Origin of the sequence: Ornithinibacillus californiensis, from assembly GCF_001038485.1 — a bacterium.
GTDB lineage: Bacteria > Bacillota > Bacilli > Bacillales > Amphibacillaceae > Ornithinibacillus > Ornithinibacillus californiensis.
Window position 1 is genome coordinate 1 of the sequence record NZ_LDUE01000015.1, and the last position, 25,918, is coordinate 25,918.

At 36.0% G+C, this 25,918-nt stretch carries 23 protein-coding genes, 2 tRNA genes and 1 other annotated feature; of the genes, 10 read left to right on the forward strand and 15 right to left on the reverse strand.

Features of this window, described 5'->3' with window-relative positions:
- Nucleotides 1-200: 200 nt before the first annotated feature.
- The 6 genes from TE34_RS20155 to TE34_RS03330 form a co-directional block, all read right to left on the reverse strand.
- Nucleotides 201-725 (reverse strand): MltG/YceG/YrrL family protein, encoded by a 525-nt coding sequence (locus TE34_RS20155; protein WP_053074953.1) that lies wholly within the window; start codon nt 723-725, stop codon nt 201-203.
- Complete coding sequence (locus tag TE34_RS03310) at nt 722-910, reverse strand: hypothetical protein (RefSeq protein WP_047983412.1); 189 nt, start codon at nt 908-910, stop codon at nt 722-724. The genes TE34_RS20155 and TE34_RS03310 overlap by 4 nt, the downstream gene beginning before the upstream one ends.
- A gap of 185 nt (nt 911-1,095) precedes the next feature.
- Nucleotides 1,096-1,914, reverse strand: coding sequence for an IucA/IucC family C-terminal-domain containing protein (locus tag TE34_RS03315; RefSeq protein WP_047983413.1), 819 nt, complete (start codon nt 1,912-1,914; stop codon nt 1,096-1,098).
- Nucleotides 1,892-2,719 carry an ABC transporter ATP-binding protein gene (locus tag TE34_RS03320; protein ID WP_047983414.1) on the reverse strand — a complete coding sequence of 276 codons (828 nt, stop codon included), beginning with the start codon at nt 2,717-2,719 and terminating at the stop codon, nt 1,892-1,894. The genes TE34_RS03315 and TE34_RS03320 overlap by 23 nt, the downstream gene beginning before the upstream one ends.
- Nucleotides 2,720-2,761: 42 nt before the next feature.
- Complete coding sequence (locus TE34_RS03325; RefSeq protein ID WP_047983415.1) at nt 2,762-3,814, reverse strand: FecCD family ABC transporter permease; 1,053 nt, start codon at nt 3,812-3,814, stop codon at nt 2,762-2,764.
- The gene (locus TE34_RS03330; RefSeq protein WP_047983416.1) at nt 3,811-4,809 is read right to left on the reverse strand and encodes a FecCD family ABC transporter permease; all 999 of its coding nucleotides are present in this window, start codon (nt 4,807-4,809) and stop codon (nt 3,811-3,813) included. Before TE34_RS03330 ends, TE34_RS03325 begins: the two co-directional genes overlap by 4 nt.
- A 217-nt stretch (nt 4,810-5,026) precedes the next feature.
- Here TE34_RS03330 and TE34_RS03335 point away from each other — a divergent pair, with 217 nt between their 5' ends.
- Entirely contained in the window at nt 5,027-5,971 is a 945-nt protein-coding gene (locus TE34_RS03335; protein WP_047983417.1) for an ABC transporter substrate-binding protein, read from the forward strand.
- 127 nt (nt 5,972-6,098) lie between these two features.
- On the opposite strand, the gene TE34_RS03340 is transcribed toward TE34_RS03335, so the two are convergent.
- Genes TE34_RS03340 through TE34_RS03355 form a run of 4 tightly spaced genes read right to left on the reverse strand, consistent with a single transcriptional unit; the run spans nt 6,099 to nt 10,145 of the window.
- Nucleotides 6,099-7,076 carry a ring-cleaving dioxygenase gene (locus tag TE34_RS03340; RefSeq protein ID WP_047983418.1) on the reverse strand — a complete coding sequence of 326 codons (978 nt, stop codon included), beginning with the start codon at nt 7,074-7,076 and terminating at the stop codon, nt 6,099-6,101.
- A gap of 31 nt (nt 7,077-7,107) precedes the next feature.
- On the reverse strand, nt 7,108-8,055 hold the full coding sequence (locus TE34_RS03345) for a ring-cleaving dioxygenase (RefSeq protein WP_047983419.1): 948 nt from the start codon (nt 8,053-8,055) through the stop codon (nt 7,108-7,110).
- 34 nt (nt 8,056-8,089) lie between these two features.
- Nucleotides 8,090-9,358: a sensor domain-containing diguanylate cyclase gene (locus tag TE34_RS03350; protein ID WP_047983420.1), complete on the reverse strand. Its 1,269-nt coding sequence runs from the start codon at nt 9,356-9,358 to the stop codon at nt 8,090-8,092.
- 46 nt (nt 9,359-9,404) lie between these two features.
- Nucleotides 9,405-10,145: an EAL domain-containing protein gene (locus TE34_RS03355; RefSeq protein ID WP_047983421.1), complete on the reverse strand. Its 741-nt coding sequence runs from the start codon at nt 10,143-10,145 to the stop codon at nt 9,405-9,407.
- Between the two features lie 1,426 nt (nt 10,146-11,571).
- On the opposite strand from TE34_RS03355, the gene TE34_RS20925 reads away from it, so the two are divergent.
- From TE34_RS20925 to TE34_RS03375, 5 genes are all read left to right on the forward strand, one after another.
- Nucleotides 11,572-11,736: a lasso RiPP family leader peptide-containing protein gene (locus TE34_RS20925; RefSeq protein WP_236687096.1), complete on the forward strand. Its 165-nt coding sequence runs from the start codon at nt 11,572-11,574 to the stop codon at nt 11,734-11,736.
- Nucleotides 11,737-11,835: 99 nt separating this feature from the next.
- A complete protein-coding gene (locus TE34_RS03360) occupies nt 11,836-12,213 on the forward strand; it encodes a lasso peptide biosynthesis B2 protein (RefSeq protein WP_047983422.1) in 378 nt (125 codons plus the stop codon).
- A 2-nt stretch (nt 12,214-12,215) separates the two neighbouring features.
- The gene (locus tag TE34_RS03365; RefSeq protein WP_053074954.1) at nt 12,216-13,976 is read left to right on the forward strand and encodes an asparagine synthase-related protein; all 1,761 of its coding nucleotides are present in this window, start codon (nt 12,216-12,218) and stop codon (nt 13,974-13,976) included.
- The gene (locus tag TE34_RS03370; protein ID WP_047983423.1) at nt 13,963-15,630 is read left to right on the forward strand and encodes an ABC transporter ATP-binding protein; all 1,668 of its coding nucleotides are present in this window, start codon (nt 13,963-13,965) and stop codon (nt 15,628-15,630) included. Before TE34_RS03365 ends, TE34_RS03370 begins: the two co-directional genes overlap by 14 nt.
- A gap of 5 nt (nt 15,631-15,635) precedes the next feature.
- On the forward strand, nt 15,636-15,890 hold the full coding sequence (locus TE34_RS03375) for a PqqD family protein (RefSeq protein ID WP_047983424.1): 255 nt from the start codon (nt 15,636-15,638) through the stop codon (nt 15,888-15,890).
- A 1,051-nt stretch (nt 15,891-16,941) separates the two neighbouring features.
- On the opposite strand, the gene TE34_RS03380 is transcribed toward TE34_RS03375, so the two are convergent.
- Nucleotides 16,942-17,014: transfer RNA gene (locus TE34_RS03380), tRNA-Arg, on the reverse strand.
- Between the two features lie 182 nt (nt 17,015-17,196).
- Between TE34_RS03380 and TE34_RS03385 the strand changes: the two genes are divergently transcribed.
- The 3 genes from TE34_RS03385 to TE34_RS03395 all read left to right on the forward strand — a co-directional run bounded on the left by TE34_RS03385 (nt 17,197) and on the right by TE34_RS03395 (nt 19,440).
- On the forward strand, nt 17,197-17,847 hold the full coding sequence (locus tag TE34_RS03385) for a deoxynucleoside kinase (protein ID WP_047983425.1): 651 nt from the start codon (nt 17,197-17,199) through the stop codon (nt 17,845-17,847).
- Nucleotides 17,848-17,869: 22 nt separating this feature from the next.
- Nucleotides 17,870-18,553 (forward strand): deoxynucleoside kinase, encoded by a 684-nt coding sequence (locus TE34_RS03390; protein ID WP_047983426.1) that lies wholly within the window; start codon nt 17,870-17,872, stop codon nt 18,551-18,553.
- Between the two features lie 200 nt (nt 18,554-18,753).
- Nucleotides 18,754-19,440, forward strand: a complete 687-nt coding sequence (locus TE34_RS03395; RefSeq protein ID WP_084710615.1) for a GTP pyrophosphokinase — start codon at nt 18,754-18,756, stop codon at nt 19,438-19,440.
- 74 nt (nt 19,441-19,514) lie between these two features.
- Here TE34_RS03395 and TE34_RS03400 read toward each other — a convergent pair.
- From TE34_RS03400 to guaB, 4 genes are all read right to left on the reverse strand, one after another.
- A tRNA-Ser gene (locus TE34_RS03400) sits at nt 19,515-19,607 on the reverse strand.
- 343 nt (nt 19,608-19,950) lie between these two features.
- Nucleotides 19,951-21,225 carry a serine--tRNA ligase gene (gene serS, locus TE34_RS03405; protein WP_047983428.1) on the reverse strand — a complete coding sequence of 425 codons (1,275 nt, stop codon included), beginning with the start codon at nt 21,223-21,225 and terminating at the stop codon, nt 19,951-19,953.
- 55 nt (nt 21,226-21,280) lie between these two features.
- Nucleotides 21,281-21,496 (reverse strand) — a binding site (T-box leader).
- A gap of 316 nt (nt 21,497-21,812) precedes the next feature.
- Entirely contained in the window at nt 21,813-23,147 is a 1,335-nt protein-coding gene (locus TE34_RS03410) for a D-alanyl-D-alanine carboxypeptidase family protein (RefSeq protein WP_047983429.1), read from the reverse strand.
- 132 nt (nt 23,148-23,279) lie between these two features.
- Nucleotides 23,280-24,755, reverse strand: coding sequence for an IMP dehydrogenase (gene guaB, locus TE34_RS03415; RefSeq protein WP_047983430.1), 1,476 nt, complete (start codon nt 24,753-24,755; stop codon nt 23,280-23,282).
- 186 nt (nt 24,756-24,941) lie between these two features.
- Between guaB and TE34_RS03420 the strand changes: the two genes are divergently transcribed.
- Entirely contained in the window at nt 24,942-25,904 is a 963-nt protein-coding gene (locus TE34_RS03420; RefSeq protein WP_047983431.1) for a YaaC family protein, read from the forward strand.
- Nucleotides 25,905-25,918: the final 14 nt, after the last annotated feature.

Sequence of the window (25,918 nt, forward strand, 5' to 3'; positions counted from 1 at the left end):
TTCAGCTCCGGAAATATACGGAGACTCCTGCGGGAGGATAGGCATAGGTGAGACCCCGCAGCTCGGAACGAGCGAGGAGGCTCACCAGCCGCCCGCGGAAAGCGAAGTATATTTCCGGAGCGTGGTATATGCACCCATAAACAGATAGTTCGGTTTTACTTTTTGATAAAATAGTTATGTCCCAGTCTCATAAATATGGTTTAATTCGTAATAATGATTGCTATTTCTTGATAACTCATTTGTTCATTTACATCATATGTACCAGTTCGGATGACATGTTGATAACCATTTTGTTCTAAGTATTGATTGAATGCAACCGCATCATCCACAATCCCGTTTGCATAAAGAAGATCCGCAACATCATCAGAATTCATTCCACTTTGGATGACTAACTGATAATCTTTTACTTGTTCTTCTGTTTGTTCAGTTGTTTCCTCGGTAGCTTGCCCTGTTGTATCCTCAGTTTCCGATTCTGTTTCTACTTCTGTATTATCTTCTTCTACTTCTTCCGTTTGCTCTGATTGTGTTTCTTCTGAGTTATCGGGTGCTGCATCCTTCTTGCTAACTTCATTGTCTTGCTCCTGCAAATAGGAAATCGCTGCTTCAACCGTGTATTCCTTTTCCTTCACAATGACTTCCTGCTCTGGATTCGTGTAATAAACTAATGCTAATAATCCTGTTGCTAATAAAACGCCAATTGCTATTCCTTGTAATAAATTTCTCATTCTTCATACTCCACCATTAATTCTTCTTCTAATACTTTGATTCTCTTATTTAACTTATAAAATTCCACTGTTTGTTTCATGCTTAATTCTTCGTAGTTTGCCTGCGCATCGAATTTTTTTACCCGAAACGAAACTAGGAATACTAATACAGCAAAAACAACTAATAAAACGATTGCTACTAACATTTCCCCACCTCAAATTACTCTAAAATAAAAACACTGAATTCGACCTTTTTCGTCTATCCAGTGTCTATAGTATACATCAATAAAGTGTTCATTGTCTTAATTTTGTTATGGAATAACAATAGATCTTGGAGAAAGATTGAATCCATATCAAAAGGAGATATAAGGTGCCGTTCCCCTCATATCTCCTATTTCACAACATTCATTTGATTGAGTAATTTTCTCTTTGTTGCTCGACAAGCTTCTTGATTAACCTTTGATTTAGGACACGTACTACAAAAATCTCTGTCTTCACCGGTTTCATAATAAAAACAACAGGTTCTTCTTATACGAATCGGATCTTCTATCCCCTCAACGTCCCGCTTAACACTATAAAATCTAGTAATAGGGTTAAACGTTTCTTGATAGGTTTCAGCACTCGCTTCTTGTAAAAGGTAGTTAAAGTCACTGATTGCTTGATTAAACTCACCAGAGCCTATTTCTGCCTTCATTTTTTCCTCGTATAGCCAATAGATATATATCGCAACGTTTTCCCAAAGAATAGGTTTAGGCACCTTGGCCACATTAGAAATAGCATGGATGAGCGTTTGGATCGTGTTGAAAAGATTTTTAACATAAAAATTGCGCTCTTCCTCACGATTTTTGCCGTTCATTTGCATAACTGCTAAATCTTTTATAAACATATTCGGTATCCATTTTCCATTATTATGCGCTGGTACTAGAAAACAATTTTCTAGCTGAATCGGTAAACATTTATGATAGACCGATAGCGAATATAAAGTGGGAACCGCTAATAAAAAACCTAATTTCTTCATTAGTTGAGATCCAGCGGCAAATAAACTATCCGACTTTAATTCCACTTTCAATTGGATCAAGTAAGCTTTTAAAAAATCCTCATCAAGCAAGCTAGCCATGGACACCATGTTATCCTCAAATTCTTTCTGGTTTACTATCCTAAAGTTGGTTTCTAAATAGTCTTTTTCCTTATCCATTAACGGTTGCAACATTGTTTCGAACATCCTTTAAGTGTCTACCTTTACTAAATGGAATACATAGTGGTGTTCCGCAGATTGGGTCACAGGTTACTTGACACTGTAAGCCAAACACTCTGTGCATAAGCTCTGGTGTAATGATTTCATCCGGGTTACCTTGCTTATAAATCTTTTTATCCTGAATGGCTACAATGTGATCGGCATATCGACATGCTAAATTCAGATCGTGTAGAACCATGACAATCGTGCGCTGTTCGGTCTGGTTTAAATCGTACAATAGGTCTAAAATATCAATCTGATGCGTCATATCCAAGTAGGTTGTTGGCTCATCCAGTAGGATTGTATCTGTCTCCTGTGCCAAGGTCATTGCAATCCATGCACGCTGCCGTTGACCACCAGATAAGGAATCCACTTTGCGATCAGCCAAGTCCGCCATTCCAGTAACATTAAGCGCATTTTTTACCGCCTTTTCATCCTTTTCCGACCACTGTTGCAGCCAGTTTTGGTATGGATATCTCCCTTGCTTGACTAACTGTAATACAGTGAGTCCCTCAGGAGCAGACGGTGACTGTGGCAGAATAGCTAAGTTTCTCGCAATTTTTTTCGTTGGTGTATGAGCAATATCATGGCCGTCCAGAACGATGGAGCCACTTTTTGGTTTCAATAACCGCGCAAGAGAACGAAGGAGTGTTGATTTTCCGCAACCATTACTTCCAATAAAAACGGTAATTTTCCCTTTTGGTATGGCTAAATCTAATTCTTGAATGATATTCTCTTCTCCGTAGCCTAAGGTTAATGAATTTGTTGAAATTGCATCCATTCTTAAAACCCCTTTCATTCTTTTGCTTTCCGTTATCGGAAACTAGTTATTTCTACTTTTAAACAATAGATAAATAAAATAAGGTGCACCGATGGCAGATGTAAACACACCTGCTGGTATTTCTAATGGGGCAAAGGCCGTTCTTGCGATAAGGTCAGCAATCAGAACAATAATTCCACCAATTAATGCAGAACAAGGTAAAAGCGCTCCGAAAACAGAACCAACTAAACGTCGTGCAATATGAGGTGCCATTAAACCGACAAACCCGATCCCACCTGCAAATGCAACCGCTCCTCCGGCTAATGCCGTACTAAGGAGTATCAACATAAAACGGTCTTTTTGGACAAGGCTACCTGCATTGGTTGCTAATTCTTCCCCTAATTCCTGCATATTTAATCTTCTAGCATAAATAAATAGAATAATTAGTAGGAAAAGCATCCATGGAGTCAGTGTTTGAATCTCCGTCCAATTCGTACCGTTCACACTTCCTGTAATCCAAATATTTGCCCTTGAAGCTGTATAGATTGGGCCAAGTAACATAATCATCGTCGTTAACGCTTGAACTGCTGCGGATACACCTACACCAATCAGCACCAGCCGTATTGGAGCAATCCCACCTTTTTTCCATGCGAGGAAATAAACGAGAAATCCCATTGCAACAGCACCAATGAAAGATGCTAATGGTAACCAATGAATACTTACCGTGAGTGAACTACTTCGGTCACTAAAGATAGCTAAAAACGCGACAGTTGACGCTGCAGCACCACCAGTTATTCCAATAATATCCGGAGATGCCAATGGATTTCGAATGATCCCTTGTAAAATAGCACCTGACATAGCTAACCCTGCGCCTGCTAATACAGATAATAAAATTCGCGGCATGCGAAACGATTGGACAACTAAATTTTCTGCGTCACTACCAGCACCAAAGATTGCTTTGACAACATTCCAAGGCGCAACCTGCATTTGACCAATCCCTAAACTAACAATCATAATCACGATAATAAGGATGGTTAACCCTACTATTTTAAATAGACTATTTTTATCCATTAAGAAAGATAGATTTCTAAATCGAAAGGTTAATTGTTTCTTCATTCATTAATTCCCCTCCTTGCAATGTAAATAAAGAAGGGAACACCGATTAATGCCGTCATGACACCAACTGGTACTTCCATCGGCATAATGATGTATCGAGCGCCAATATCCGCTAATAATAATAATATAGCTCCAAGTATGCCACTATAAGGGATAACCCAACGATAATCAATACCGACTAACCATCTAGCAACATGTGGAATAATGATCCCTAGAAATCCAATAGGACCTGCAACTGCAACAGCTCCACCGGCTAAAAGAACAACAATGAGACCGCCAAAAATTTTGACTAATATGGTCTTTTGCCCTAAACCTTTGGCCATGTCTTCTCCCATGGATAGGACATTGATTTGACCGCCAATCGTTAAGGCTGCAACCCAGCCAATTAATATATATGGTAAAACAGCGATTAAAATTTCTAATTCTCTACCTTGTACAGAGCCAGCTAGCCAAAAAAGCACTTGATCTAATGCTCTCTCATTTAACGTTAGCATCCCTTGTGTAAGCGATGAAAATAGTGCTGCAATGGCTGCCCCTGCTAATGTTATCTTTATCGGGGTTAATCCATCCCGCCCCATGGAGCCAAGTACATAGACAATGACTGTAGATAGAGCAGCTCCTGTAAAGGCAAGCCATGTAAAGGAGGTTAATGAGGTTACCCCTAAAAAGCTAATTCCTAACACGACAAAGAAACTTGCTCCCGCATTAACACCAAATAAACTTGGTGAAGCTAGTGGATTGTTTGTTAACCCTTGCATGATTGTACCAGCAATTGCCAGACATGCTCCCACTGTAGCTGCAATCAATGCTCGAGGTAGTCTTGTGTCTTGTATAATGATATGTTCCTTTGAACCATCAAAATGATAAAAAGAATCAATTACCATTTGCGGTGTTATTTTTGTCAATCCTAATATGATACTTGCCCAGACGAGACTGATAACAATAAATAAACCAATCACTAATCCAAACAGTTTACTATATTTTCCACTGATCATAGTGAGTTACCTTTCTAAGAAAACTGTAACGCAATGCTACTCTTATCTCAAAACTTTTCTTATACCTTTAATCTAATGTAATTGAGAATTGTTGTCAATGACTCTGAGAATCATTTTCAATTAATTAAAAAATTCATTGACACTATTAATGAAAGCGATTATTATAAAAATGCGAATGATAATCATTATCACTAATTTACATAGGAGGATATTCAATATGTTAAAAAAATCTATACTATTGATGATATCTTTAATCATACTTATTGTAATCTCCGCTTGTGGTTCTTCTGAAGAAAACACGACAGAACCACAGAGTGAAGACAGTTATACTGTTGAACATGCGATGGGGAGTACAACGATAGAGGGCACCCCAGAACGAATTGTCATCTTAACGAATCATGGAACAGAGGCATTATTATCTATGGGAGTTAAACCGGTTGGAGCTGTTCAATCCTGGGATGGAGATCCTTGGTACGACCATATTACCGATCAAATGGATGGCGTAGAAGTAGTCGGAACAGAGAGTGACATTAATTTAGAGGCTATTCTAGCATTAGAACCCGATTTAATTATTGGAAATAAAATGAGACAAGAAGAACATTACGAAGCTTTAAGTGCGATTGCACCAACCGTCTTTGAGGAAACGCTTCGTGGCGATTGGAAAGTTAACTTTAAACTAATTGCTGAAGCTATCGGTCAAGAAGAAAAAGGCCAAGAAGTACTAGATCAATACAATGAACGAGTTGCGAACCTATCCGAAGAGTTAGGCGATAAACTGAATACTGAAGTATCAATGGTTCGTTTCATGCCAGAAGATGTTCGTGTCTATCATAAAGATTCCTTTTCTGGGATTATCTTGGAAGAAGTTGGCTTAGCTCGACCAGAGTCACAAGATGTTGATGACTTTGCAGCTAAAGGCGTAACGAAAGAAAGAATTGATGAAATGGATGGCGACGTTATTTTCTATTTCACTTATCTAAAAGCAAAAGATGGTCAAGAAATAGCAGATGAGTGGATCAATGATCCATTATGGCAAAGTTTATCAGCTGTTCAAGCTGGTAAAGTCTACGAAGTAAGTGATACCATTTGGAATACAGCAGGTGGGGTTATTGCTGCAAACCTTATGTTAGATGATTTGAAAGATAAATTACTAACAGAGTAATGTATACAGGGGAGGGGGCTATGAGCTCTCTCTTTTTTTGTGATTTTAAAAACAAAGCAAAAAGAAAATCTACTAAGGCGTATTCCGTAACCTTAGTAGATTTTTAATGTTTGTTAGTTGAATCCTTTTATTCTTTTACGAATTCCTTCGTGCTTCTTACGGTATCTATTGGACGGACCAATTTTTCGATTTGTTCACGTTTAGGCTCTAGGAATGGAGGTAGAGATAATTTCTCCCCAAGCGTTTCATATGGCTCATCTCCCATAAAGCCAGGACCATCTGTAGCAAACTCAAATAAAATGTGAGGTGTGACTCTCGTATATAACGACTCAAAGAAGTGACGATTGACATAACCGGATGAATGGAAACCAAAACTATTCATTCGATCGATCCACTCTTCTAAAGCAGCACGATCCTCTACACGGAAGGCTGCATGATGCACAGTTCCAAATCCTTGTCGCCCAGTTGGTAAAACGACATTCTTTTCTACATAGACTTGTGCACCATTGCCACCTTCACCTACTTCAAATAAGTGCAATGATCCTTCTTGTGCAATCTCCTTAAACAATAATACCTTTTCTAATACTTCTTTCAAGTGATCAAACTGGTCAACACGGATATGAATAGGTCCTAAGCCAGTAATCGCATATTCTAATGGGATTGGCCCTTTTTGCCACGGCGTGCCTGAGGCAACCCCTTTATCATTTTCATCCGATATCAATTGATAATGCTGATCATCAAAATCAACAAACGATACTGTCTTCACATCGAATGTTTCTTTAATGCCTGTATGTTTCACTTCTAGACGGTCGAATCGTTTTACCCAGTAGTCTAATGCTGCATCGGTTGGCACACGGAAAGATGTTTTGTATATTTCATTTGTTCCATGCTCTCCCTTTGGAATACCTGGGAAATCAAAGAATGTCATATCCGTTCCTGCTCTACCTTTATCATCTGCAAAAAACAGGTGATAGGTTTGAATATCATCTTGGTTTACTGTCTTCTTCACTAAACGCATTCCTAACACATACGTGAAAAATTCATAGTTCTTTTCTGCACTACTTGTAATTGCTGTTACATGGTGTATGCCTTTTAGTTGGTTCATTTTATTTTCCTCCTAAATGTTTGTAAATGAATTAATACTCCTCAATTGGCCTTAGATTCTGTTCAATTTCATCTCTACGGTCTTCTAAAAATGGTGGTAACACTAATTTTTCACCGAGGGTTTCGATATTATCTCCATCAGCAGTGAATCCTGGCCCATCTGTCGCAATTTCAAATAGAATTCCATTTGATTCACGGAAATATAAGCTCTTAAAGTAAAAACGATCAACAATCCCAGAAGAATGGAAGCCTCGTTGTTTCACTTGTTCATCCCAAAACTGAAGCTCTTCATCGTTTTTAACGCGTATCGCTAAATGGTGAACACTACCACGACCTGGTTTTTCCGAAGGACCGTCCATATATTTCACAACAATTTCTCCAAAGACTTCTCCTTGAACAGACTGGAAAATTGCTTCTCTTTCACTTCGACTTACTTCTTTATACCCGAACATGTCTGTTAGGGTGTTTGCGAGCTTTTCCAGCCTTTTTACCGTTATTTCAACTGGACCCATGCCTTGAATTTGATGCTCAGCAGGAACCTCAGACTTTTCCCATGTTTCCCAGTGCGCCACTTTCTCACCGTTAGCAACAACCAGTACTAAACGAAGTCCTTCTTCATCCTCAAATTTTAATGCAGGGCGGTTCGCGTACGTTGTGATGGCACTATGAGCGACATCGTATTCGTCCAATCTCTTTTCCCAATAGTGTAGACTTTCTTCTGAAGGAACGAGTAAGCCTATTCTAGTAATTGCATTTGTACCGTGATAGGTGTTTCCTACCATCGGGATTTCAAAAAATGACAGCTCTGTACCAGGAGAACCTGTTCTATCACCATAAAATAAGTGGTACATCGACGGATCATCCTGATTTACGGTCACTTTCGCACGGCGCAAACCGAGTATGCGTTTATAAAAATGGTTATTCTCACTAGCATTTTTCGTAATCATGGATATGTGGTGATGCCCTGGAATTTGATACATTATTACCCCTCCGTATTCACATGGAAATACTTGTTTAATTATAAAATTGGAATTGATTTCTTTCTTCTTTCGCTCGATATAGTGCTTGATCTGCATGATAGATTAGCGACGTGGTATCCGTTCCATGCTTAGGAAATACTGAAATTCCTATACTCGAACTTATTTTCATTAATTTGTCGCCTATTTGATATGGCTCTTGAAAGGCTTTATGGATTCTCTCCGTAATAAGGTTAACCTCATTCTTTTCCTTAATGCCCTTTAATAGAACAAGGAACTCATCTCCCCCAACACGGCATAATTCGTCTTGTTCACGTACACTAGACTTTAACCGCTTAGAAAATTGAACGAGTAACGAATCACCTATATCATGGCCATAGGTATCATTGATTGATTTAAATTTATCAATATCTATATATAGTATTGCTATTTCTTCTTTGTTTTCTTCCGCTATTTTCATAGAATCCTCTACGGTTCTGGTAAATAGTCTTCTATTTTTAAGCCCTGTCAATGGGTCATGATATGCCAAGTATTCTAGCTTCGATTCATATTGCTTTTTTTCTGTAACGTCACGAATAACGATCTGAATATCACGTTTTTCTTTACTTCCGATTGGGATTACTTTTACTTCTGCATAGATCATATACCCATCTTTTCGAAGTATTCCCCCAACAACCGTTTTTGGCTTTTGAAATTCTTCTTGTTCATAGACGCCATCTATAACCTCTTGAATTTCCTCCATTTGATCGCTAGTAATGAAATCCCACATAGAATAGCCAATTACTTCTTCTACACGATCCTTACCGAATAATTTAACCCCTGTTTCATTCACGAAATCAATGATTCCATCCCGTTGCTTAATGATAGTTTCTGGTAAATATTCGACGAGCATACGGTAACAATATTCACTTTCCTCTAATTTCCGCTGAATTGCCATTTGTTCCGTGAAATCCTTATACATCGCAACAGCAAGTACCTTTTCATTATTAATTACTCGGTAAGAAGCTAGAATATCCAGTTCATTCCCGTATTTATCTTTTCGCTTCACAACAGAATATGGAAATTCTTTTCCTGCCTTTAGTTCATTGATAAATACTTGATGGTCTTCTTTTGACATATCGACAATAAAGGGTGGATACTCGATACCATTTAATTCGCTTAATTTCCAGCCAAGCATATCCTCAAATGCAGGATTGCCGTACAATACAGATCCATCGTGACCTAAAGTAAATATGGCATCCGTAGTATTTTTCCAAATTAAATCTAGAATATTGTTGTCTATTTCTTTTTCTAATGCTTTAATCATTCCAATCACCACCAATTATAAAGAACTTTACGCTACTGATGAATCATTAAATAACTTGTTTTGAATTAGCTAGATAATAATTAACATCCTGTGGCTTTCCTAGATGATAACCTTGGGCAAAACGAACTCCCAGTCTTTTTGCTGCTTGCAAATCCGCTTCATTTTCGATACCTTCTAAAATCAAGATCGCTTCATCATCAATAAGACGTAGCATTAGCTTTATTGCTTGTTGCTTTTTAGGTGAAATTGCTAAATCCTTTGAAAAGTACTGGTCCAGTTTGACAATATTCGGTTCCAATTCAATGACATAAGGTAGCGTTGACTCCCCTTTACCGATGTCATCTAACGCGATTAAGAACCCTTTATTTTTAATATCTGTGACCATACTGACACACATCTGCAATTCTGCTTCTTTTCTTTCCTCTGTAATTTCGAATACAACCGTTGCAGTGTTTGATTTCAAGTTAGATTTAAGTTGATCTAGTTTACTCAAAGATGCTGGGTTGCTGATGGTGGATGGGAGAATGTTTATGAATAAATGTAAATTATCTAAAACGTCTAACGAGTTATTGATGGTATCGAATGCTGTATGAATCGATTGCATATCTAATTCATATAACTCATTAATTTGTTTCGCATGCTTAAACATCAATTCTGGATTACTAATTTCCCTTGAGCGTAGTAGCATTTCATATCCAAAGACTTGATTCGTATCTAATTCTATAATTGGCTGTATGACATGATAAATATCTAAGTCGTTAATCGATTCGTTTCGATATTGATTCACTTTAGTCCATATCCTCTCATTTTAACTGTTGTAATCCATTAATCAGCGGAATAGCTGAGTAGAGAATTATAGTTATATCTATCAATCCATTAAAACTTACCTCGAATTCGAGATAATTTTATTCAAAAAAATATAAGCACTGGTGCTAAATTTATATTCTTAATTAAGATATTATTAATTAAATATAATTATAATGGTTATAGTGTGTATTGTCAATTGAATGATTTCAACGAAAAAAACCTTGCAACAGCAAGGTTTTACTAATGCCCACGGCAGGATTCGAACCTGCGACACACGGTTTAGGAAACCGATTTATACCATTCTGTCTTGTTAAGTTATATTATAAATTATTGATATAAAAAGGTTCTATAAGTTTTTATTTAGGTACTATTTTATCTATTTATATTTATCTGGTCTAGTTTGGCCCCATTTTGACCCCAATTATTAAAAACATATTTTTCCTTTAAAATACTGCAAATGAACAACTATAATTCAAAATATGAAAGTTCTCCTATAAGCTACACTTTTTTATGGAGATCGTCTAAATAGTAACGTATACCATTTCGCATACTAAATCGTGCTGTGATTCACATATAAATTCACAGTGCGATTTTATTGTTTTTTCAAGGGTTTTATTGATGGATTTGAATAATAATTTCACACGTTCATTCATATTGACCGAAATTATTAATGTAGGGTATGTGAATTATAGTGCAAAAAGGAAATTGCAAAATCTTTTTCTTTTAATTTAGCAATAGTGCTTAGCAAGAAGTACAGAAGAAAAAAAATAGCAGATGCACCAATGGTACTATAATAAGGATGTACGCAATATCTAAATTATGTGAGATTCTCAAATAAACTTGAAGCAAAAGATAAGCTACTTGGTGTGGATTCATTACTTAATTATGCATTTAGCAGTTCCCTATACTTACTTCATTCAGTAGCTCATCTAAATTATTAATGTATTCTGGCTCATAATTCTCGTTATACTTTTTAGATAAATCGAACCTAAGATTCGTGAAATTGCCTAAGACTCTGAATGTTCTTCTCAATATCATTCTCCGCGTAGTTAAATCATTCGTATATAAAACTGTCATTACATATCCAAACCAGCTTTATTCATTTTCTTACTATGAACAAAATAAGAATAGAATTTTATATTTTGTAATGGAATCTAATATAAAAAGTTATCATTAATAGGTTGGGAAACATCGACAAATTCTGACATAAAAAAATCCACTTTTTTGTAATTTCCAGGAAATATTTCCTGTTTTTGTAATTATTTGTTGTCTCACTTTTAAAAAATGGTGGAACTTACCATATTTCTTATCAGGTTCAATAAACAGACTTTTGACTAATCAATGAATTTTCAATATATTGCAGATAGTTGGAAATTATTGTCTCTAATCAAAAGGAGGAAATTAAATTGAAAAAAGTACAGAAACAACTAAAAAAATATAGTGCTCCAACTATGATTGATTTAGGATCTGCAGTTAAGCTGACAAGAGGCGGAGGAATGAACGGCGGGGACCTTCACGGTTCAAGAGAACCAAGAATATTACCTTTCGGTGACAATACAAAGAAAGATTAATAGATTACTAAAGTTTTTATAGGATTCAGGCTCTCAATACTAATAACATTGGAGATAATAATTTCTAACAATATTTTGTTATAGGAAGGCTGTCATAATATGACTTGGTTGATAAATAAAATACATAGTCTTTATCTCATTATTTTATCCATATTTATGTTAGTTATCTCATGGTTATTCTTAAGAATTTTTGGAATGAAGATATTAAAGGTTAATACAAACTTCGCTCGAAAGAATCCAAGACTTCTAGGTGATATATACAATACAGTATTTAATGTTAGTCAATACCTTCCACTAAGTTGTAAGTGTGTTGAAATTAGTGCTGCTGTTAAATATATTGCTTTCATATATAGACTAAATGCAAAAGTGGTTATCGGAGTTAAAAGTCCACCTTTTGTCGCTCATGCATGGATAGAATCCGGAAAATATAGTTATGGAAATGAAAATGTACCATATAAAGTGATTGGAGAATTTTAAGAATGCATATTTATAATAAGTTTAAAGTTTCCATTGGTAACTATAGCAGAATATCTAATTTTCCAATAGAAAAAGAATTTTACTTGGGAAGTTTCCCGATAAAAATAAGTCTAATTAATGAAAGTAGTTTAGCATCTAATAATAGATTTATTGTATTGGCTAGAACAATAGGAGATAAAGCTACCGATATTTTGGAGAAAATCAGCAGTAAAGGTCTCAATGAGCTTGAAACAGTTCAAGGTAGTGTCGCTATAATCGATAAATTGGAAGGAACTATAATATTATATAGAGATCCAACCGGAAGAATACCTTTATATTGGACTATACAAAATAATGTTTTTTATTGCTCTACTTCTCTTAAAGAAATTAAAAATCCAAATCATGATTGGAATTTAGATTATTTTTATAAATATTTGATAGGTTTAGGTTATGTGGATTCATGGGAAGATACACCTTTTGTAAATATAAATCGAGTACCAAGAGGCAAGCTTTTGACATTCAATAATGAATATAAAATTCTTTCTAAGAAGGAAGTATATTTTAAGTTAAATCTGGAATTAGAAAAGAAAAGTGAAGAAGATATTTATAATTTATATAGAGAGAAATTAACCCAAGCAATACAAAAAACTAAAGGAGAGTCTGCTTTATTTGAAACAAGTAGTGGCTATGATTCTACTGGTCTTATATTTGCTAATTCACCTTTAGTAACCGCGAAAGATCAGTCTTTAACTTTAACATTTATCGGTGAGGATGACATCAAGCACGAGGCAAAGAAAATTGCAGATGCTTATAATTTAACCTGGAATACTAAAAGTATTGATGACTATCTTCCACTATCTCATTTGGATTATAGCTACACATCTATTCCAGAAGAACCAACACCAGACTACTTTTTTTACCCTTGGAGAATCGCTGTTTTCGAAAAAGCAAAAGAATTAGGTCTCAACAGTATAATTAGTGGGTATGGGGGAGATGAACTTTTAACAGGTAATCATTCATATATTTCTGATTTGCTTAGGAAATTAAGATTTACTTCTTCGTGGAAAACCTCTTTGTATTTAGCTAATGTACAGAAAAGTCGTGGATTAAATGCTTGGTGGTATTTAAAGTCATATGGTATTTACCCTTTATTAAACATTAAACAAAAATATCCCTCCCCAAAGGATTGGAATGCATCTATTCATCAAAGATTTGAGGTTCCCCCATACGTAAATGATAAAGCTGTTTTAGAGGGTATTAAAGAACATATGGAAAACACATCTAATAAACTTAAATATAAAACAAAGTATATTACTGAGATGGCTAGAGATTTGAATATGACATTTTTACCATTTAATGTTGCAGACATTATTGGATTTGAGTATGGAATTGAACAGAACTTCCCTTATTTAGACAAAGAATTAATTGAGTTTGTGTTAAGTCTTCCTTTTTCATTCTATACAAAAGACAACTTTGATAAAAAGTTACAAAGAAATGCGTTTAGGCAATATTATCCAAAATACTTTCAGATAGGACAAGAGGATTTTTATAAATTTACATTTTTAGCCTTAGAAGAATATTGGAATGATATAATTTCGAATGTTGTTAACGGTCCCTTATGTAAACTGGGAATTATATCAGAAGAGAAGGTTTTACTCTATTTAGAAAGTTGGAAATGTGGAAAAGAAGTAGGACTTACACGAGGTTTACATGCATTAATTGGTCTTAGTTTATGGCTAAAAGATATTACAAAGAATGAGGAAAAAGTAATTGAGTATATATAAAAGGATTATTAATCCTCTTTTCAATGAAAAAATTCTAACAATAATGTCGGTAATAACAGGTGTTCTATCAGCTGTTTTAAACCTTTCTCGACCTATTCTTTTTGGGTTGATAGTTGATAGTTTAATAGTGGGTAAACATGAAAGACTTGTGTACCTAATAATTATATATGCATTTTCATGGGTATTTACCTGGAGTTTATCAATTCTAGTACAGTATTTGTGTAGTAAAGTAAGTCAAAAGATACTTATGGATCTTAGAAATAAAGTATTTGCCCATTACTTAGCATTACCTTTTATTAAAGTTGAAAATATAAAACAAGGCAAGATGGAATCCATAATTATGTCAGATTTACCAGGATGGACAAATATATACGGAACTGTACTAGCTCAAGTAGTTCATTCAATAGCACAACTTATTGGTGCAGTAATTGCAATGAGTAACGTAAATGTATATTTAACAATAATAATCATCCCCTTTTTAGTGTTAAGTTTTATAATCCCGTGGTTTATGCGAAAAAAGTTACAAAAAATTAGTTATGATACTCAAGAAAGTAAAGCTAATACATTAGAAGGACTAACAGGGATGATTCAAGGAATTCAAGACCTAATAAGCTTAAGTAAAGAAACATGGGGAAAAAAGATTTTTAAAAATTCAACTCAAAGAATTTATCATAATGAAATAAAACAGGATATTCTCTCTAGCTATTTAAGAATATCAGGATCAATATCGGAAACGGCTGCTTATATATTAATTTTGTCAGTTGGTTCTATTTTAATTTATCATGGTGAAATTGCAATTGGTGAACTTATAACAGTCTTAGCAACTATTGAACTGCTATTTTATCCAGTGAGAAGTGCTGGTGAGTTATTTGGTTCTATACAATATTCTATCGGTGCTGCCTCTAGAGTATGGGAATTTTTAGACATCCCTATAAAAACTAATGATACTAACCCAACATCAAGTTTTGAATTTGAGAATGTCAACTTCAATTACTCAATAGAAAAGCAAACGTTAACTGATATCACATTTTCTGTTAATCATGGAGAGTTAATAGTAGTGGTTGGAGAAAGCGGTTCTGGGAAATCAACATTATTAAAACTAATCGCTGGACTATATACTCCTACAGATGGAACAATAAGATATTTTAATGATGATATTGTAGGGAAAAAAGCAGTTGTATGGCAGGAACCCTTTTTATATAACGTCCCTTTAAGAGAAAATTTAAGTTTTAATGCAAGTTTTAATGAGGGTGAAATTAACTTAAAAGTAAAAGAATTAAATCTAGATATGTTAATTAATAGCCTACCAGAAAAATATAATACGATAGTTAGGAATAATGGTGGGAACTTTTCAGGTGGTCAAAAGAGAAGGTTAGCAATTTTAAGGGCTATCTTATTGAATCCAAATCTACTTATTTTAGATGAACCAACTGGAGGACTGGATAAAGCTAATAAAATTGTTATTAATACAGAAATTAGCAAAACGGAAAATGTTACAAGGATTGTAAGTACCCACGATTATGATATTGCAGAAAGGGCTGATAGAGTAATAGTTCTTGCTAATGGTAAAATTGTCGAAATGGGAGAACCTAAAAAATTATTAGCTGTAAAAGGAGCCTTTTTTAAACTATTTTTTAATAACAAAGGAGATTAATATTTATGGATTATACAATCTCAAAAAGTATATCATTTGTAGAATCAGATAAACACTTGTTATTATTAAATCTTAAAGATAATAGATATTATAGTTTAGATGAACTTGGTAGTATGATTCTTACAATGATACACACTGGCGAAAAACAAAATCGAATAATTAATGAAATTATTGCAAAATATGAAGTTGATTATGATACAGCAGTACTCGATTACAACAACTTTTGTAAAGAGTTATATAGAAAGGGATTATTAGTTTAGTCTCGAAAATACTTAAACTTAACCTATGAACATCGTACTTTTGGAATACACGGTATTTAATTCAATTACAAGACTATACTACGAATAAGAACTTCCGGGTAATCGGAAGTTCTTATTATTCCATCGAATATTAACATTAAAATTTGTCAATGCCTATAAAATAAATGAGCAAACCGTTTTATACAAGTTGGTACTGTTAAGTTATACTATATATCATTGAAATAAAATTACAATCTCCTTCAACATCCACTCCTTCCACCCATTAGAGCAGGTGTCTAAAAGGGAAGGAAGGCCCCACTAGTCAACTATTTCATGATCTAGACTTAGATTAACTAATACCTACTAACACAATTGGAATGTTTTTACTTTTAACATTTTTGCATTTAGTAACGTTAACCGATTTTAATGAATTTATATATTAGGTTGTTAATTTTACACACAATTCATGATAGTAATGTATGATGCTATTTTCATTTTGTTATTTATCACCTCATACTAATCTCAGAAGGTCTAATAAGATATAGACCTCCCGACTTCTTAACTATCCATCGCTATTTCTAATTGCATAATTGACATCAAACAATCTAACCTTCCCAATGTCATTATTAATGACTTGTACTCCTGGTTTTTATAGTAGAGTAAATATTTTGATAATATAAAAGCAACTGACTAATTTCAGCTGCTTTCGCATTTTGTATTTACTTGGTTAAGTGAAATTAGGTTGATTTTTTCTCTTAAAGTTCTAATTGGCCCCAATTTAACCCCCAATTAGGAAAAATATTTATTTACTACTTATAAAAAAACAAAGAGGTTGGGACATAACTCAATCAAGGGTAATAAAAGGCGAACAAACACTAGATTAGCCCCGGAAATATACGGAGACTCCTGTGGGAGGATAGGCTTCGGTGAGACCCCGCAAGAGCGATAGCTCTGAGGAGGCTCACCAGCCGCCCACGGAAAGCGAAGTATATTTCCGGGGCGAGTTATATGCACTAACCAAAATGTTCGGTTTTACCTTTGATAGAAATACTTTTGTCCCAACCTCAAATAATGCCCACGGCAGGATTCGAACCTGCGACACACGGTTTAGGAAACCGATGCTCTATCCCCTGAGCTACGAAGGCAAATTTTATTGGAACATTACTCATTATACAAAACTAGAAAATAAATGAAAAGTAAATAGAAATTATATGATGAGTTACCAATTATTCCTATTCCTTACTGAAATCACTTATAGAAGAGTTATGTCGATTATGATAGAATTAGAAGATATGTTGTCAGTATTTTTTTGATTGGGGGAACGATGATGACAGAGGTCCCATTTATCGCAATTGAAGGGCCAATTGGGATTGGTAAAACTTCCTTAGCTAAAAGGCTATCAGATCATTTTAAATTACATCTTCTAAAGGAAATCGTCGAGGAAAATCCATTTCTAGGAAAGTTTTACGATGATATTGATGAGTGGAGCTTTCAAACCGAAATGTTCTTTCTCTGCAACCGATTTAAACAATTAGAAGATATCGATAAGAAGTATCTCACACAACAAAAAGCGGTTGTTTCCGATTACCATATATCAAAGAACATGATATTTGCACAGCGCACGCTTCAAGCGGATAAATTTGAGAAATACGAAAAGATTTATCACATTTTAACAGCTGACATGCCTGTACCGAATATGATGATCTACTTACACGCAAGCCTTGATACGATATTAGACCGTATTAAACTGCGTGGCAGAGAAATTGAGCAAAATATTAAAGCATCCTACTTGGCTCAGTTAGCAGAGGATTATGAAGCGTATATGAATCAATTTGAAATCATGCATCCTGAAATTCCGGTTATCCGTATTAACGGGGACAAATTAGACTTTGTTAAGAATCAGGATGATTTAAATACGATTATTGTTCAAGTAGAAAAACAATTAAACACGTTTCAAGCTGTATCGAAATCATACTAACCTTTTAAAAGGAGATTATATAATGAATTTAAGAGATAAGTACCATATCCCAAACGATAGTATTATTACCATTGCTGGGACAGTTGGGGTAGGAAAGTCTACGATGACAAAGGCATTAGCATATGCTTTGAATTTCAAAACATCATTTGAAAAGGTAGATACGAATCCATACCTCGAAAAATTCTATGATGACTTTGAACGTTGGAGCTTCCATCTACAAATTTATTTCTTAGCAGAACGCTTCAAAGAGCAGAAGAAAATATTTGAATACGGTGGAGGATTTATTCAGGACCGTTCCATCTACGAAGACACTGGAATATTTGCGAAGATGCATTACGAAAGTGGAACGATGTCAAAAACAGACTATGAAACATACACGAGTCTTTTCGAATCCATGGTAATGACACCATACTTCCCACACCCTGATTTATTAATATATCTTGAAGGTTCATTTGATGAAGTTCTGAAACGAATTCAAGTACGTGGTCGTGAGATGGAAAAAAGTACACCTACTTCGTATTGGGAAGAAATGTACAACCGTTATGAAAACTGGATTAATAACTTTAATGCTTGTCCGATTTTAAGAATTAATATTTCCGATTATGATTTAATGAATGACGATACTTCTATTGAACCGATTCTAGAGAAGATTGGTCATTTTATTCAACAATCAAGACGTTGGGAAACGAGAGAGTTAATTAAATAACTATATGCTATAGATACATCCATGGGTGTATCTTTTTTTTTCGCCATTTTCTAACAAATTTAAACGACTTCATTCCCATCTAGTTGGACCCCATATTGTATACTAATAGTAGTAGCCTAGAAAGGAAGAAATCTCTCTTGCAAAAAGAAGAATTAAAACTACAAAACTTAACCGAAATTCGAAAAGAACTGACTCGTTTTATGATGATATACAAATTCGGTTTAGATGAAATGAATACAAAAATTAAGATTTTGAAAGAAGAGTTTCAGTATATCCATGACTATAATCCAATAGAACATATAAAATCTAGAATCAAAACCCCTGAAAGTATTCTAAACAAACTAAAGCGCAAAAACTTAGAACTGACACTAGAGTCGATTGAAAAAAATATACATGACATTGCTGGTATTCGCATTGTCTGTTCCTTTGTATCTGATATTTACAAGATTAGTGATATGATCCAGAAACAAAAAGATGTTACTGTTGTTACTTGCAAGGATTATATACAAAATCCTAAACCAAATGGCTATCAAAGTCTTCACCTGATTATCAAAATACCTGTTTTCTTGTCAGACCAAGTGAAGGATGTTTTTGTTGAAATCCAAATTAGAACGGTTGCTATGGATTTCTGGGCGAGCTTAGAACATAAGATATTTTACAGATATCATAAAGATGTTCCGGAGTATATCATGAAGGAATTAAGATATTCTGCAACTGTTGCTACTGAGTTAGATAATCGGATGGAAAAGCTGCATCATGAAATAGAAGAAGTCATGAAGAACGAACAAACTAGTAATGATCAGCTTCTATTGACTGAGCATCATAAAGGCTTGGATCTTCTTCCAACAGCATTATTAGAAACATTGATTTCGAAAGAGGACAAATAGACTTAAAACGCAAAAAACCGCTACAGCAGTAGCGGTTTTTCTATATCTCCAATATTTATGCGCTTGTTTAAAAATGGAGGAGGTAGAGGGATTCGAACCCCCGCGCGGTTTGACCCGCCTGTCGGTTTTCAAGACCGATCCCTTCAGCCAGACTTGGGTATACCTCCGTGGCAACAAATATTAATATACATGATTTGATTTTCGATGTCAATATGAAGGTGTTTATTTTTTTGCGGTTAGTAAATAGTAAATTTTTTTAGATTTTAATGATAATTATTATGGCAACAATAGCAATTATAGTAGTCCTTGCCGTGGCCGTGGCTAGAATACACTCCGCTTTCCACGGGGTGAACGGTGAGCCTCCTCGGACTCCGTCCTGTGGGGTCTCACCCTGCTCACTATTCCCGTAGGAGTCTCCGTGTATTCTAGCCACTCACAGCGATAAACTATATTTCTTAAAATAACTATTTATTATAAACCATATTTTCTTAGTTAAACCTTAAACTACCTTTACTTAATAAACTCTACTCCACCCATGTACGGTACTAGGACTTCTGGTACTTTAACAGAACCGTCTTGTTGTTGGTAGTTTTCTAGGATGGCTGCTACGGTGCGGCCGATTGCTAGGCCTGAGCCGTTTAGGGTGTGAACGAATTCTGGTTTTCCGTTTGTTTCTCTTCTGAAGCGAATGCCTGCGCGTCTTGCTTGGAAGTCTTCAAAGTTTGAGCAAGAAGAGATCTCTCGGTACATATCTTGGCTTGGAATCCATACTTCGATATCGTATTTCTTCGCTGCTGTAAATCCTAAATCTCCTGTACACATGCTCATGACTCGGTATGGTAACTGAAGTAGTTGAAGTACTTTTTCAGCGTGACCTGTTAATTCTTCTAGTGTTGCATAAGAATCTTCTGGTTTTACAAATTGAACTAATTCCACTTTATTAAATTGGTGCTGACGGATTAGTCCACGTGTATCACGGCCAGCAGAACCTGCTTCAGAGCGGAAGTTAGCACTAAATGCTGCATATTTTTTCGGCAGATCTTCTGCACTTAGGATTTCATCGCGATGATAGTTCGTTACTGGAACTTCAGCAGTTGGAATTAGGAAATAATCCGTATCAGCTAGTTTGAAAACATCTTCTGCAAATTTAGGTAACTGTCCAGTACCCGTTAAGCTTGCTCGATTGACAATTTGTGGTGTAAGTAATTCGGTATAACCGTGTTCATCGGCATGTAAATCCATCATAAAGTTCCAAAGTGCTCTTTCTAATCTTGCTCCTAAGCCCTTATAGAAGATAAAGCGGCTACCAGTAACCTTACCAGCTCGTTCAAAGTCAACGATATCTAAATTTGTAGCAATATCCCAATGTGGTTGTGCTTCAAAAGAAAAGCTAGGAAGTTCACCATACTTGCGAGCTTCTATATTGTCATCTTCGTCCTCACCAACTGGTACACTTTCATGAGGGATATTCGGGATTGATAACATTATGTTTTCAAGCGTCTCTTCAATCTCTCGTAACTCATTATCATATTCTTTAATTTGATCGCCAACTTCACGCATTTCCTTAATGGCTTCATCTGCATCTTTTTTTTCTTTTTTCAATTGAGAGATTTGCTTTGTTACTTCATTTCTCTTTGCTTTTAGGGCTTCTGTTTTTGTAATTAATTCACGACGTCTTTCGTCTAACTCACCGAAACGGTCAAGCTCTGATAAATCTTCTCCGCGGTGTTGTAGTTTACCTTTTACTTCTTCAAAGTTATTGCGTAAGTATTTCATGTCTAGCATGGTAAATTCCTCCTTGAAATTTTTAAATAAATACAAAAAACTCCCGTCCCTAATAAATAGGGACGAGAGTTATATTTCCCGCGTTGCCACCCTTGTTGAAGAGAAAACTCTTCCGGCTCTATCGTGTTAACGGTACGTAACCGGGTTTACTTACTAATGTTTCGGTAAACCAGTTCAAGGATGGATTCACAGTAAATTTTCATCGATTCACACCAACCATCGACTCTCTTTAGAAAACGGTACTGTTACTATTTCCTATCATAACTTTTAAAGTTGTTTTTTGATTAATCAATATCATAGCTAATTTTTGTAAAAGATGCAAGTTTTATTCTTTAATCTTATAAAAATGACCTTCTGGCCAAATCCGCGGCGGGAATACACTGCGCTTTCCGCGGGCGGCTGGTGAGCCAGGCTACTACTTGAATAAGCTTCCTTGCTGCCTTGCACCGAGGAAGCCTACTACGAAGCGATGCTTGCAGACGCAGGTGCATCTGCGGGGTCTCACCGATGCCTTTCCTCCCGCAGGAGTCTCCGTATATTCCCGCCGCTCAGTGCTATATTTTAACTTTCTTACAAAAATTTATCTATTAAGAAAACCAACCTTTTACAGTATCAACGATAGATGTAAAGATTCCGCTGAAGAAGTCGCTGATTGCTCCTAGGGTTAGCATGAACCAGTTTGCTTTTTCTACGGTGTCTTCTGCTACTAGGTCTACGGTTAGGTTATCTGTATTGAAGATGTAGCCGTGGTCAGCGTCGCCTGTGTATACTAGCTTGGCTGTTCCAATTTTATCGCCTTTTTCGATTGGTGCGATTAGCTCTCCATCTTCGTTCAGTTTCTCTTCATCAATAGAATATTCTATTTGATACAGTTCTTCTTCTCCACCCTTAATTGGGAGTGTGAAGCCTTCGCTCATAGAGATGTCTACTGTATCTTCTTTACCTTTTGCTACTGGGATAGACTCTTGGTCTTCTAATTGGAAGCCAGCTGCAAAAAGTTCTTTTGTTTCAAATTGATTAAAGCCATAATCCATTAATCGAGCAGTTTGTTCGAAACGAGCAGCTTTACTTTCGGTACGCATTACAACAGAGATTAGTCTTCTTCCATCACGTTCTGCTGTACCAGTAAATGTATAGCCAGCAAGGCCTGTATAACCTGTTTTTAGACCGTCCATACCTTCATAATAGAATTGCTTTAAATAGGTTGCTTCGTGTGGAAGCATCCAGTTTAAGTTTTCTACAGTATAGCCTTCGAATTCATCTTCAATTCGACTAGAAATATCTAGTGCATGTGGAAAGTCATTCGTTAAATTATATGCTAGCAAAGCAAGTGAACGTGCGGATAATAGGTTGGAACCATTTGGATCTGTACCTTCTGGATAGTTTTCACCTAGTGAGCTATTTTCTAATCCAGTTGAGTTTACGAACTTTGCATCCGGAAGGCCCATTTCTTCACCTTTTTGGTTCATGCGCTTTACAAATTCACCTTCAGAACCGGAAATTAATTCTGCAAGTGCAATCGATGTCCCATTATCGGAGAAAATTGCCATTGCTTCATATAATTCTTTTACACTATAGTTTTTATCTTGTGTTAAACCAATACCTGAAAAGCTAGGATTTTCAGAGATGCTATACGCATAATCACTGATTTGAGTAGTTGTTTCCCAGGAGATTTCCCCATTTTCAATTGCTTCCAAAACAAGATACTCTGTCATCATTTTTGTCATACTTGCTGGTGGAAGTGCAATGTCAGGGTCTTTTGCAAACAATACTTTCCCTGTCTCTGCATCAACTAAAATAGCTGATTCAGCATCTAATTCTAACTCAGCTGCTTGTATATTCTTTGGTTGTGTCATAAATGATGTCGTTGCAATAAGGACAACAAGTACCATCATAAATACTTTTGAATAGATCTGTTTCACTTTGTTTACCTCCACCCTATATTGTTTGAATTTGTTTATATTTTTATGGAACACCTTTAGTATTTTATCATAGTTTACCATAAAAAAATAGACGGGCAATAATGCCCATCTTTTCAAGTCATATAGTAGAATCTACCCTTTAAGCGAGTAGTTTGGTGCTTCTTTTGTGATTTGTACATCATGTGGATGGCTTTCTTGTAAACCAGCATTGGTAATACGAATAAACTGTGCTTCCGTTCGTAAAGCTTCAATGGTAGGAGCACCACAGTATCCCATTCCAGAACGCAAGCCACCAATTAACTGGTGGACGGTGTCAGCTAGAGGACCTTTGTAGGCAACTCTTCCTTCAATACCTTCAGGGACAAGCTTTTTCGCATCTTCTGTATCTTGGAAATAGCGATCCTTCGATCCTGCCTTCATCGCGCCAACAGATCCCATTCCACGGTAGACCTTGTATCTTCTTCCTTGATAGATTTCTGTTTCACCAGGGCTTTCAGATACCCCGGCAAACATGCTACCAAGCATCACTGCATGTGCACCAGCAGCGATTGCTTTTGTAATATCACCAGAGTATTTAATACCGCCATCTGCAATGACAGGTACACCGTATTCTGCTGCCGCTACAGCACAATCATGTACAGCGGTAATCTGTGGTACACCAACACCTGCAACTACTCGAGTAGTACAAATTGATCCTGGTCCGATTCCAACTTTTACAATCGTTGCTCCGGCTTCAATTAATTCCTTTGTTGCTTCCGCTGTTGCAACATTTCCAGCGATAATATCCAGATTCGGATAAGACTCACGAATATGTTTTACTTGCTCGATTACACCTTGAGAATGGCCATGTGCCGTATCTACTACAATTACATCCACACCTGCATTTACAAGTGCTTCTATACGACTTTGTGAGTCGCCAGTAACACCTACAGCCGCCCCAACTAATAATCTACCTTGTGCATCTTTAGCTGCGTTAGGGAACTCTATAACTTTTTCGATGTCCTTAATCGTGATTAGTCCTTTAAGTATTCCATTTTCATCAACTAGAGGTAATTTCTCAATTTTATACTGTTGAAGAATCTTCTCAGCCTCTTCTAACGTCGTTCCAACAGGAGCAGTAACTAGATTTTCACTAGTCATTACCTCTGAAATTCGTATGGAATAATCTTGAATAAAACGTAAATCACGGTTCGTTAAAATACCTACAAGCTTTTGATCATTTTCGTTATTTACAATTGGTACGCCAGAGATTCGGTATTTTCCCATTAAGTGTTCCGCATCATATACTTGATGTTCTGGTGTTAGCGAGAATGGATTCGTAATGACGCCACTTTCAGATCGTTTCACACGATCTACTTGCTCAGCTTGTTCTTCCACCGACATATTTTTATGAATGATCCCAAGACCACCCTGCCTAGCCATAGCAATAGCCATGCTCGCTTCCGTAACAGTATCCATTCCGGCACTGATTAATGGGGCATTTAACATTATATTAGGACTTAACCTTGTGCTGACATTAACCTCACGGGGTAATACATCTGACTTTGCAGGAATTAACAGTACATCATCGAATGTTAATCCTTCTTTAGCAAACTTATCCTCTCTCATATATATCCTCCTTAAAATTTAGTCGGAACAAAGGTAAAGAATAATAAAATTATCTTAGGGAAAAGCTAGTTCGTATATCTATTGTTATTTACAATACTTCAACCGAGGGATTATTTCAATAAGAGATTTGCAAGTTATTAATGTTGATATTTTCAAATTTTTCTATCAAAGGAAAAGGACGTTATTATGCATTTTCAAGAGGAAATTTCTGCATTTTACACATACCTACAATCACAACAAACCGCTCAAAAATACTTATTACAATGTTACAAGCAGTTGCCCGATGTCGAAGCAGAGAAGAAGAGTTATGAAAACTGTAATGTTTTTATGTATTGTTTACACCACGGAAGCGAATATTACCGAGCTGGCGAACAACTGGATACGGTATTGAAACCAGTCATGCTTTTCTACGGGATGGCACATTTATTAAAAGCCTGCCTATTAACGAGACGGCCTGAATATCCAGAGTCAACCTCTGTTCTAGCACATGGTGTATCTGCTCGGAAGCGAAAAAAGAAGGACTATAGCTTTTTAGAGGACGAGGTGAAAATACAACATAAAGGGCTGTATCCTTATTTCTCAGAACATCTCTTTGGGATTTCCAAGCTTCCCTTTGAGAAAATTACGATGAGGTCTCTTTTTCAAATAATTCCGGAACTCCATCCTTATTTCACTTATGAAAAGAAAAGTAGTTTAGTGAAAATTGGATATCTCGGTGATACAACTGCTGTCGTTCCTAAAGCACTTTGCGATCATTACAATATGACTGAAAATGCGTTACTTAAACGATTAGGCTCGTATTTACCTATTTCAGAGGCAACTTCAGATGTGGAACACTTTACACTGCGTTTAAAGGAACCGTTAAGTCATTGGATTGACCCCTTTCCAGTAGATATGGATCATGCCATCTATATCCCAACCGATCGCGCGTTACTTTTCCCTCATTCAGAAGTGATGGTGCATTATTTACTTCTGTATAACCTTAGCATGTTGTCACGCTATGAAGCAGAATGGTGGGGAGAATTATTAGCTACAAAGCCAGACGCAGATTACCCGTTTATATCCAGCTTTTTATCCATTACGCAAAAGAAGATTCCACTTATCATCGGGAAATACCTCTCGAAACAAATGGAGGGACAGGTCTCCTAATTACAAAACATAGC